Here is an 11,053-nt window from a genome sequence, read left to right on the forward strand (position 1 = left end):
GCTATCGGCAGCGGGAAATCGGCTTCCGCTCCGCTACAGCCGCTTCCCCGCTGCCGATAGTGCCCAGCCTCAATCCGAGGCTGTTTGACTGAACCAACTGGCCCCTTTTTAAACCGGTGCCTGGCCCCATTTTATACCGGCGTTGACACTGATGAATTACCCCGCTCGGCGTCGAGCTTAAAATGATCGGCCACGCCTATACCACCGACGATCCTGAAAGGGTCGCAGCGCTTATGGTGCCGGGATACGACGCCAAAGGAGAGAGGGCTTTCGTGATCGACATAGTAGGGTTCGATTGGGACTGCCTTCAGCACATTACACCCCGCTTCACAGACGCGCAGATCGCGGAGCCCACCCGGCCCCTGCTGGATGAGCTGGAGCTTTTGCGCGCCCGCGTCGCCCGATTGGAGCAACATCATCATGGCTGAAAAACTGACCTGCGGCGTCCACCATGTGGGCCTTACCGTTTCCGATCTCGATCAGGCGCGCGCATTCTTCTGCGATGTGCTTGGTTTTGATCTGGTTGGCGGCAAACCAGATTACCCCTCGATTTTCGTGTCCGATGGCACGATACTACTCACCCTCTGGCGCGCGGCCGACCCCATCACCGCCCGCTTTTTCGATCGTCGCGCCAATATCGGGCTGCATCATTTGTCGTTGGCTGTCGCGAACGATGATGCTCTGGACGAGGCGTGGAGCAAGATAAGCACCCAGCCCGAAGTCATCATCGATGTGCCACTCGAGCCCATGCGCCCAGGATCGGCGATGCGGCACTTCCTTGTGTTCATTCCTGGCGGCATTCGCTTGGAATTTGCTACCTCGTCCGCACAGGGATAGGAGCCGCGCAGTTGAAACGTCGGGGTTCGGTAAAGCCGGACGTTTACGGTTTGAAGCGGGAACGTTGGAAAAGTCCCACCTCCAGGCGTTCAAGGCTGAGGCAGGTGGTGGCCACGGACCAACGATGGCGCCCCGAAGCCGTAGCGCCTTACGAGGCTGATGCTGTTGAGCGTGCCCAGATAGCCGGTCATGGCCGGTGTCTATTCGGCAGAATGCCGAGCCGGTGTTTGAAACTGCAGCGTAATTGCATACGGCTCTGAACATTCTTCAGAGTTCGACGATGATGATGCCGCTAAGTTGCCCTGCGTTAGATTTATGCAGGGAGTCCGGAGCGTCGTCGATCCACTCGGAAAAGGCAAGCGCGCCGGTTTGTTTGGTCAGGCCGCGAGTTTTCCGGTCCCGTCTTCCTGAAGACGGGCTACGGCATCGTGGATCGAATCAACATCCTTTTCAAACAGATAGGGCATGGCATCGAGCAACTTTGGCAGATCGAACAATCTGGAATCCTGGAAATGCTGGATAGCCCGACTACGTGCAGGGTCTTTATCCCATGAAAGCTCGCTTACTGTTGGGCCTGGGAAATAGCGCTGTTCAACGAGCGAGCTGACGACATGCCGGGTGGGCTCCATCAATCCGAGAATGCGACCTTGTTCATTTTCATCGGTCACGGTACCCTCGGTTCCCACAATCCCGACCAAATCGCTTGGTTCTAGTGTCGATCTGGCGTTAATCCGCCAGCCGTTGGTGCTGAACTGCAGCGGCCCCGACGGAACGCTGACCCCCCATGTTTTGGTCATATACAACGTCACGCCCGAGCGCCCCTCTTGAGGCCCGGAAAGCGGTCGATCGCCAGGTGAAGATTTGTCGGGCGGTCATGCCGGGCTCCAGATCAGACGCCATGCCGCGAATTCCGAAGGGCGGACCTGGTAGCGCGCGAAATTGCCCTCGTGAAGGCCAAGCAACTCTGTCTCTGCAACCTCGATAAACTGCTCCTGATCTGCCGTTGGAATGGTCTCGCGCACAATCTCGGCAAGGTGCGCGCGCGCAGCCATTCGGTTCATCGGGCCGCGCACAACATCGCGGATGACGTCTCGCAACTCTTCGCGGTAGTGCAAGCGGAAGGGGTCCGGTTCACCCATCGATTGGCGAACGGCCGCATAGCGTCCTGCTGATCGCTCATAGGCCCAGAGGAATACGTCACGCAGCAGGGACGTGTCGTTTCGTTCGTACACGCCAAGCGTAGCGGTCGTGTAGAGATCGCCTGGGACCTCGGTAAACGACAGCGGCGCAAGGTTCGCCCTGATCATCGGAATGTTGGCGGCGAGTCGGGAGACCCGTTTGTTCACATCGTCGAAGGGCTGAAGGTAGGGAAGTTGAACCATTACGAAGAAGGCTTGCTCGAAGGGATCCGTAATGGCTGCAGCAGTAGCGAGGATCTGATCAAAGCATTCCTCGATTAGGCCGGGCACTTCCAGCGGATGGAATGTCGAACCGTCGATGCCGACGATAATGTGACGTAACCGACCAACCGCCGTAGGGTCGGCCAACAGGTTGTTGGCGAGCAAGGCGTGCAGATTGAGGATCGTATAGCGATTGAAGCCAATATCGTCGGCGTTGGCGACGAGAAACTCAATCGCGTCCTTGTGGTTGAGGATCATCTGCGCTTCGAGTGGCCCGCGACCCTCGGCAGCCTCCCCGAAATCGAGCAACCGCCGGGTGTCGAGCAGCGAATAGGTGTTGCCTTCGAGCCGGCTGGAATTCCACGCCAAGTCGATCAGCAGCCTGTTCATGATTTGCCTCGCGTAGGTTCCGGCGGCTGCGGCCTCGATCTGCGGTTTGCCGATCACGGCCAGATGTTCGCGATGCTCTTGGGTGAGATAATATGTTTCGTTCGGCCGGTAGCCATCCAGGAAGCAGCGATCATAACCGACCGGCAGGCGAGCCACCACAGGCTGGCGGACATAGGCCAGGACCGCTTTGCCTTCGGGCGACATTGGGACGATGTCGGCCGCGTCAGGTTCGGCAACAGCATCACCAACAAGATGGTAACGGGCGGCACGCCCGTCTCCGGCAAGCCGGAGGCGACCGGCATCAACCAGCGCACGAAGGCGATATTGGAGAGTGCGACGGGCACCAGGCGCGGCGAGAACTTCAATAATCTGCGCAACTGAGGCACCGCCTGGATGTTGCGCTACTGCTGCCTCGATCGCTGCTAGATCGCTTTCGGGAATCGGTCGTGCCACACAAGCTCCTTAGTTGCGCAAAACATGAAACGCACAACTAAGTGAGTCAATGCGCAATTAAGTAAAGATTTGCGCAATCACATTTGGATTCGCGCAATATCAGACTGCGCAAAAGGCTCCACCGCTCTCTGCGACGATGCCAGTAGCAGCGACCGCTTTCTGGAACTCTCCATCATGGCACCGGTGCCTCTTCCTGCGGGGGGCCTAAAAACCGGGACTTGGGAAACTCGCCATGCTCCATTGCCACCGCGAGCATCTGATAAAGCCGTTGATCAAACGTGCAGCGATCCTAAGGGGTTTCGATCACCATCGCCCCGTCCAGGCAATCCATTTTCGTATTATGTCGCAAGGCATCGTTGATCCGCCAAGCCATTGTCTGATTGCCTATTCGCTCTGGTAGGCTGACGAAAATGACGAGGCCAGAAGCGTCTGGCATGGCGAGAGCGACGCGGGTTGCCGTGATCTTCGCTCGAGCCAGCGTCACTTTCTTTCTCACACGCGCCCCAACCACTCTCAGCGCCTGTTCGGCAACTGGTTTTGGCAGGTCGTGATGCCTGACATTCAATGTGCCAAACACAATCGGAGCGCCAGAGCCGGCATTGCGTTCCATCACTGCGCCGAGCTTGGTCGCGACCTGTGGATCTTGCCTGCGCCTGTCCTTACACAACGCGCGTACCGGTGTGCCGTGGGCTTCTCCGACGAACGTCTGGTTGTAAGCCTAAAGCTGCCGATACTTGCTCTTCTGCGAGCGGCCGGAAAGTCCCACGTCAAGACGACGCATAGAGGGCCGGGATCGGTCCTTTGGTTCTTTGAGCAGGTCAGCCACAATCAGCGCGATCCCGATTGAGATGAGGGATCGGGGGCCAAGCTTCGCTTACTTGCTTAGCCACGAGTGGAATTGGAGAGCTGGAAGCCATGCTCTGTTTGAACGAAGGCGGGGCCTGGCCCGGTGCAGATGCCGCGCCTTGCTTGTAACGCGGGGGTATATCGCCGATAGCGCCGCCGATGACATCCAAATCCGTCCCTGCCGCCATGCATCCTCGCGAATTCGTCGCCTTTATTGCTGCAGTCATGGCGGTAAACGCTCTGGGCGTCGATCTGATGCTGCCTGCCCTGGCGGACATAGGCCGGGAGCTTGCTATAAGCGATGCCAACCATCGGCAGTGGATCATCACCGTCTACTTGGTCGGTTTCGCCGCAGGGCAGCTGGTCTATGGCCCTCTCGCGGATCGGTTCGGCCGGAAACCGGTCGTTGTCGGCACCCTGATCGGCTTCATTGCCGCAAGTGTGTTTGCGGCGAGTTCGGCTACGTTCCCAGCGCTGCTCGGTGCGCGCCTGCTGCAAGGTCTGATGTCCGCGTCGACCCGCGTCCTTGCGGTCGCCATCGTCCGCGATGGCGCATCCGGGCGAAAGATGGCCCGCACCATGTCTGTCGCGCAAATGATCTTCTTCGTTGTGCCGATCCTCGCGCCGACGCTCGGACAGGCGCTACTCGCGTTCGGGCCATGGCGGTTCATCTTTTATGTGCTTGGCGCTTTCGCAGCCTTCGTCCTCGCGTGGACGCTCGTGCGCCTGCCCGAAACCCTGCCTGTTGCAGGTCGGATGCCGATCTCGTTCGCTGTCTTGCGGCAAAGTTACTGGCTGACGCTCACGGACCGGTTCTCCATCGGCTACGCGGTGGCTGCGTCTCTCACGTTCGGCGGGATCATCGCCTTCGTCTCATCCTCTCAGCAGATTTTCGTCGATGAGTTCGGCGCCGGGGCCAAGTTCACATGGCTGTTCGCAATCTGCGCCGGCGCGATGGGACTGGCAGCGTTCGCCAACAGCCGGCTTGTGGAAAGGCTTGGAACGAGGGTTATTTCACAGTCGGCAGTGCTCGCGCTGATCGGGCTCTCGATACTGCATGTACTGGTCATCTTTGCCGGGCTTGAGACGCTGACGAGCTTTACCATCCTCCAGGCGCTCAGCATGACCTCGATCGGGCTTTGCGGCTCCAACTTCGGATCCATGGCGATGGAGCCGGTAGGCCACATCGCAGGGACGGCATCCTCGGTACAGGGCTTCATCTCCAGCATCGGCGCAGTTCTGGTTGGTTCAGCCATCGGCCAGGCTTATGCAGGCACGACCTCGCCGCTGGCAGTGGGCTATCTGTGCATCGGCATAACCGTGCTCGCCATCGTCTACCTCATCGAAGGCGGCCGGCTTTTTCGGRCCCGTGAGGCACGACAGCAGAGTTAGGCGCTCTCGCCGAGCGATGGAGAGCCCGTCGTTTTCAGGTATCGACAGCGTAGGGATCCTGGCTTGCGCTCAAGCAGGCATGCACGCCGCCATGTTGAATGAGCGTGATGAAGGCATTCAGCGCGCTCTTGCCCACGATTGAGATCATGTCGATGTTCATGGGTGCGCGTGACCGCGTTTCCCATCGGGACGTCTCGACGAACAGGGCTATGCCCAGATCGACAAGATGAAAATCGGCCAGTTGCCCATCGATCATGCAATCCGCCTCGTAGGCGATGCCGTTCGTGATGAACGCGGTCTCGAGCTTGCGCGTGAGCGGTGCGAACGTGCTGGTCGTGCGCTCCAGCGGACGGGGCTGCGCTGAAAGCACTGCTGCCCTGGTGCGTGCGGAGGTTTCGCGAAGGCCGCGCTCCATCAGGCCGATCATGACGCGCGACAGGCCAAGGCGCTGGGCAAGCTCGGCCTGGGTCAATCCCAGAGCTTGCAATGGGCGCGCATCTCTTCTCCAAACATTGAACCTCAAATGATAATTGAGTTATCATTTTGATCGATGCCGGAGTGCTGCGATAGTAGATACCGCGCTTATTAACAGGTTACACACAGGCTGGAGGGGTGCCCAAAGCGATTCTGGCGGCAATGGTCACAACAACAGACGGATCGGCATCTGCCGTTTTGCAGGGCAGGGCAACAGGAGCTAAACACGAAGGATAAGCCGACAGGCTGCGCCAAGGGCAGTACAGGTCATTTAAGGGGCGTCAGCACGCCCCATACGGAACATTACCGGAAAATCGGTCTCGATTTGTAGCAATTGAGTTTTTCAGGCTGTTTTTGGCCTGGGTTTGCGCGCGACCACACGTTGGACTTTTTCAATCCAGATTTTTGGAAAAAATTCCCCGCGGCCTTATAATTTTGGTTTTTCAATCGGAATTTGCGATCTTCAATCGAAAGAGCACGCTGTTGGTTAACCCGCTGCCTGGTAAACCTGAAGACACAGTACTGATGGGCTACGCCCAGCTGATCCAGCAAGGCGTGGCCGAAGCTGCCGGCATAAGTTTCCTGTATTTCTGGCACAATAGCTGCGGCGTCACGCTTTTGTGCTTCATCCCGCGGGAAACCAGTTACAGGCCCGGCTTAGTCCTATCTCATGGCGGCCGTCCCATTGGCCGGAGTAGTTTGCGTCCCAGCACCGCATCTTGCGCGCAGCCCACCGGCATCGGCTGATTGTCCAGCCCCTTCCTCTCATCCTGCCGCAGCAGTCTAAGCTTTAAGTTTCTCAAGTGCAGGATTCAGCAGAGCATTACGACCCACATTGTGCATTAATGACGCCTTCCATCGCCTTTTGTTACGGTCGTTTGCGTGGCGGAATCTTAATTTCGGCGTTCGCGGTAAAGTATATCAGTACGCCACCGTCGAGTGCGCGCCGGAGCAAAATTTAGAAGACGTCAACGAAAGCATCGACTCTCATGGCTATAACTGCCTTTATAAACACTAATTATGCGTTCCCATCGGTTCGCCAAGACAAACCGTACGCTCAGGCGCCCAACTCGGATGAAACTCGATTGATTCAGATGGGAACAGCATCACAACCGTCGATCCCAGTAAGAACCGCCCCATTTCGTGACCTTTTTTCAGATCAATCTCATTGTCTGCATAACGCCAATCGGTTATCCTCCTCTTTGATTTCGGCTTCACCAATCCGTGCCAGACCGTGGCAATGCTTCCCACGATCGTTGCGCCGATGAGTACCATCGCAAAGGAACGATCGTCAGAAGATGTAAATTCGCATACCACGCGCTCGTTGCGTGCGAATAAGTTACGTATACCGCGTGCAGTTCCCGGATTCACGGAGAAGAGCGTGCCCGGAATGTAGATCATTCGCTTCAGCCGACCGTCGCAAGGCATATGGACCCGGTGATAATCCCTTGGCGACAAGTATAGGTTGACGAACTTGCCGTGACGAAAATGCTCCGCCAACGCTGTGTCCCCGCCCAACAGCTCCGGGACATTGAAATAGTGGCCTTTCGCCTGCAGAATACGATGATCGTCGATCCTGCCGAATTGGCTGATGGTCCCATCAACCGGGCTAACAAAATCGGCGTTCGCCAGCGGCCGGACGTGCGCTTTTAGCGATCTGGCAAAGAATTCGTTGAAACTGAGATAAGTGCGAGTATCACTTTGCAAAGCCTCGCTCATGTCAACGCCGTATTTTTTCACAAATAAGCCAATGAGCCAGTTCGTCATTTCGCTTCGTTGCGCGTTCGCCACGCGGCCGGCAAGCGACGTCAGAAAGCGCTTGGGAAGCAGGTGCTGCAGCAGGGCGTTCAGTTTATAAGACATAGCATTTGCGATGCTAGAACAGTCCGGGCGTACGGCAAGGTTATTTATTCGTCCGTTTCCGCCAACCTCCGGTTCGGCTTCTCGGTAATGCAAATGTCTGTGGAACAGAAGATCTAATTAGCGGCAGATAAGGAGTCTGCTAAGCTCTGAGGCGTTATAAACATGATCAATGCTCCCGGAACGCGGCTCAGCCTGTCCTCCCGCCTCTTGCCGATTTGCCGCCTGACAACCGAGAACGTCAATCCCAGCGCTTCATTTCGCTTGCCCTGAAATTTGCGAGGCTGTCCGTGTCACAATCCTGCTAGCCCCGCCGATTATCGAGCAACGGGGTTCCTCAGGGCCAATGCTTCGGCCATAATGCAGACAGTCACATACCTTGGTCTTGCACGGCCCACTCGTTCAAATGCCCCTCCTGACCGGCCGCTATTTGTAACAAACGATTCTTTGCATCGTTAATCGCATCCGGCCCCGTCCCGATAACAAGGGTGACTTGGGCATTGCAGGGGGCTGCGCCATCGCCTTCTTCATTGATGGTCACCTGAGCATCAGGCCCCTCTACGGCTACGGCAAAAGCCTGAGCGGAGGCCCGGTTTAAAAAGCCGAAGCTAAAGACAACCTTGCGCGTGCTATCAGCGCTTCCTGATGTTGAAACGTTGTCTCCGATATTTTCATTTCGCATTCGCACTACTCCTTAAAACTAAGCTTCAATTTTATTAACCGCAAACGATTTACTCAGAAAGCTCTAACAAAACCAGGTAACGTTATTTGCTCATTAAAAACCAGCATTGTCGAGATTTGCTTGGCCTCCCTTTCGTTGCCCGGCTGAGTCGTTAGCGGCTACCATGGGTTTAAATCCATCTAGGACTTCAGGAGTTCCGCTGCAGTACCGGAACACAATGCTAAGCTGGTTTCTTCTCCCCTGGAAAGCAAAGGCGCCAAGCGTTGAAAGCCACTGCGCCCTTTCTTTCAAGATCTTCCGCGCAGCATGGTTCTCGGCAAAAACCTGAAAGCTTGCCTGTCGAATGCGGGAATGCCCGCTTCTCGCCGGCGTTCGGCTACCGATCTATTCCAGTCTCGACCTGGACGCAAACTTACAGATCGTTCCTACTTATTCTCAACGCCACCCTTTTGGTGCTAGCCAGCCCGATGTGCGCCATTCTCCGTCTTTCTTGATTAGGCAAATCCTCGATTTAGAGCTGCACGGGGCTATCACCAGATAAAAGCCGTATCCATCGCGATCACCCCCGGGTCCTTAGCTTCACGAAGGCTGTTGATAGTCCGTCCGTCTAATCCCACATCCTTTCCCGCCCATGGTAAAAATACCCTGCAGGTCAACGCGGCATGTACCTGCCGATGGTGAAACAGCCCGCTGGCCAAGCTTTGAACATTGACGCCAGCGCCGCGTTGGTTGTGCAAGCCCTTGAGCAGCTAGCCCGCGCGGTATGCCGCCAGCCGAAGAGCGGGACTGCCTGCGATATGCAATCCTGGACAATCAGGCGGGAAGTCACATCGAAGATTCCTGTTCTGCGGCGGGTTTGAGATTTTTGAGCTTTATAACATTTTATATTAGCGAGCGAGCGCATCTGCTTCAGTCATAGCTGCGGTGAGTCGCCGAGTACGACAGGCCGGCTGCTTGCCACACGCGCTTCGGCGCGCAGCGACCCAACGACTTTACCCGGAACGCTTGCGTTTCGGGTCTTTTTAATGGCGCGGCGCGCTCCAGTTGCAGCGGCGCTTTGAGTTTAAATGTGTTTTGCGATCGAAATTTCTCGGGACGTTCATGGCGGCGTCGCATCGTACCGCTGTTGCTTGGCGCTGACGCGGAAGGCTGGCCCATGCTACCCAATTTACGATTCGCGCTGCCCAGATGACTTCATGAGCTGAAAGGCTCCGAACCTAAAGCCTCGGCTTCACTGCCGATGGCAATTTAAGACCGCAGTGTATGAAATATTGAACCAGACTATATTTTAAACGGTTTGAGAAAATACTCTAGGGGCGCGTAATTCGTAGGGGCATCGGGTTTGGAGACGAGACAATTCTCCAATCACATCGAAATTTTCGATTCAAACCCGGCAGGTTCAAGACAATTTAATATCCTGCCCGCTATTGCGGGCGGCGAGGAGACAGACGAATGCAAACTGGATGCCAGGGCTGCCGATCAAGCCAGAACGAGTTCGAGCTAGCGATGGCCTTTCAGCCCATCATCGACAGTAAGACCGGAGAGGTATTTGCCTTCGAAGCTTTGGTGCGAGGAATACGCGGTGAGAGCGCGGGCGAAGTGCTTTCAAATGTAACTCGGGAAAACCGCTACGCTTTCGACCAGCAATGCAGAGTGGCAGCCATCAAGGGAGCTGTAGACGCTGGTATCTTGCAAACAGGAGCCAAGCTGTCGATTAACTTCCTTCCGAACGCCGTCTATTCGCCTGAAGCCTGTATCCAGTTGACACTCAAGACCGCTCGCGAGGTGGGCTTTCCTTCCGAGCGTCTTATTTTTGAGTTCACTGAAAACGAACAGATAGTCGACACCGATCACGTTCAACGGATCGTCGCGACTTACCGGAAGATGGGTTTTGCTACCGCACTGGATGACTTTGGTGCCGGGCACGCGGGATTGGGGCTGCTTGCCAAGTTTCAAACCGATTTGATCAAATTAGATATGGACTTGATTCAAGGTCTTGCGATGAACGAGGCACGGCGGTTGGTCGTTAAAGGCGTGGTCGAAATAGCGAAAGCTTTAGATATCATGGTAATTGCCGAAGGGATTGAGACCAACGATGATTTTCGCGTTCTTCGAGACCTTGGCGTACGCCTGATGCAGGGATATCTTTTCGCAAAACCCGGTTTTCGAAGCCTGCCGTTGCCGATAGTGCCGGGGACGGGTGTAGCCGCGGCGATATGATAGTAACAGTGGAGGCAGTCGGTCCGCCTGATAACTCTTCGCGCGGAGTCGCTTTTTGATTTCCACGGTGATGTGCCTGAGATTATATACGACTGGCCCTGGATCTTTTTTTTTGCTGGTGAATACCGTCCGCTGTCTGGATCCCGAGCCCAACGGTAAACCTGGAGCCACGCGGACACCCGCCTAATTGGCAAGGCTGGGAGTAGCCCAGGAGCCGGCGCTCCCTCTTCTGTCCCGCTCGTTTCGCAGGGCGTGAGACAGTCAGATTATGTGCTGCAAGACGCCATTGCGATCAGATAGCGCTCCAATTTATTTGCCGCGATCAAGGGCCCGAACGGCCAATTCCCGTTCCGTAAGCGGTAAAAATCTCCCACGTGGCGGTGGAGCCACCCCGTCAGGTTTGCCGATGTCTTTTCGGTGATCAAGCAGCGGTGACGATGTTGCTAATTTCGAACATGGTTTGCCCGGCGTTTGTATTGACCCAGTTGTATGGGAGCAG

General features: G+C 56.2%; 10 protein-coding genes. 4 read left to right on the plus strand and 6 right to left on the minus strand.

The window, feature by feature from the left end:
- Positions 1-182 precede the first annotated feature (182 nt).
- The gene (locus tag AB4Z00_RS26240) at positions 183-428 is read left to right on the plus strand and encodes a hypothetical protein (protein WP_442047859.1); all 246 of its coding nucleotides are present in this window, start codon (positions 183-185) and stop codon (positions 426-428) included.
- Positions 421-837: a VOC family protein gene (locus tag AB4Z00_RS26245; protein WP_442047860.1), complete on the plus strand. Its 417-nt coding sequence runs from the start codon at positions 421-423 to the stop codon at positions 835-837. The genes AB4Z00_RS26240 and AB4Z00_RS26245 overlap by 8 nt, the downstream gene beginning before the upstream one ends.
- A 377-nt stretch (positions 838-1,214) precedes the next feature.
- On the opposite strand, the gene AB4Z00_RS26250 is transcribed toward AB4Z00_RS26245, so the two are convergent.
- The 3 genes from AB4Z00_RS26250 to AB4Z00_RS26260 all read right to left on the minus strand — a co-directional run bounded on the left by AB4Z00_RS26250 (position 1,215) and on the right by AB4Z00_RS26260 (position 3,690).
- Entirely contained in the window at positions 1,215-1,634 is a 420-nt protein-coding gene (locus AB4Z00_RS26250) for a hypothetical protein (RefSeq protein ID WP_442047861.1), read from the minus strand.
- Positions 1,635-1,709: 75 nt separating this feature from the next.
- Positions 1,710-3,080, minus strand: coding sequence for a Fic family protein (locus tag AB4Z00_RS26255; RefSeq protein ID WP_442047862.1), 1,371 nt, complete (start codon positions 3,078-3,080; stop codon positions 1,710-1,712).
- 289 nt (positions 3,081-3,369) lie between these two features.
- Positions 3,370-3,690 (minus strand): hypothetical protein, encoded by a 321-nt coding sequence (locus AB4Z00_RS26260; RefSeq protein ID WP_442047863.1) that lies wholly within the window; start codon positions 3,688-3,690, stop codon positions 3,370-3,372.
- 395 nt (positions 3,691-4,085) lie between these two features.
- Here AB4Z00_RS26260 and AB4Z00_RS26265 point away from each other — a divergent pair, with 395 nt between their 5' ends.
- Positions 4,086-5,318, plus strand: coding sequence for a multidrug effflux MFS transporter (locus tag AB4Z00_RS26265; protein ID WP_442047864.1), 1,233 nt, complete (start codon positions 4,086-4,088; stop codon positions 5,316-5,318).
- Between the two features lie 34 nt (positions 5,319-5,352).
- On the opposite strand, the gene AB4Z00_RS26270 is transcribed toward AB4Z00_RS26265, so the two are convergent.
- From AB4Z00_RS26270 to AB4Z00_RS26280, 3 genes are all read right to left on the minus strand, one after another.
- Positions 5,353-5,790: a helix-turn-helix domain-containing protein gene (locus AB4Z00_RS26270; protein WP_442047865.1), complete on the minus strand. Its 438-nt coding sequence runs from the start codon at positions 5,788-5,790 to the stop codon at positions 5,353-5,355.
- 1,016 nt (positions 5,791-6,806) lie between these two features.
- A complete protein-coding gene (asd, locus tag AB4Z00_RS26275; protein ID WP_442047866.1) occupies positions 6,807-7,655 on the minus strand; it encodes an archaetidylserine decarboxylase in 849 nt (282 codons plus the stop codon).
- 367 nt (positions 7,656-8,022) lie between these two features.
- Positions 8,023-8,334 (minus strand): ribonuclease E inhibitor RraB, encoded by a 312-nt coding sequence (locus tag AB4Z00_RS26280; RefSeq protein WP_442047867.1) that lies wholly within the window; start codon positions 8,332-8,334, stop codon positions 8,023-8,025.
- Positions 8,335-9,840: 1,506 nt separating this feature from the next.
- On the opposite strand from AB4Z00_RS26280, the gene AB4Z00_RS26285 reads away from it, so the two are divergent.
- Complete coding sequence (locus AB4Z00_RS26285; RefSeq protein ID WP_442047868.1) at positions 9,841-10,554, plus strand: EAL domain-containing protein; 714 nt, start codon at positions 9,841-9,843, stop codon at positions 10,552-10,554.
- Positions 10,555-11,053: the final 499 nt, after the last annotated feature.

Origin of the sequence: Novosphingobium sp. YAF33, assembly GCF_052113265.1 — a bacterium.
Lineage (GTDB): Bacteria > Pseudomonadota > Alphaproteobacteria > Sphingomonadales > Sphingomonadaceae > Novosphingobium.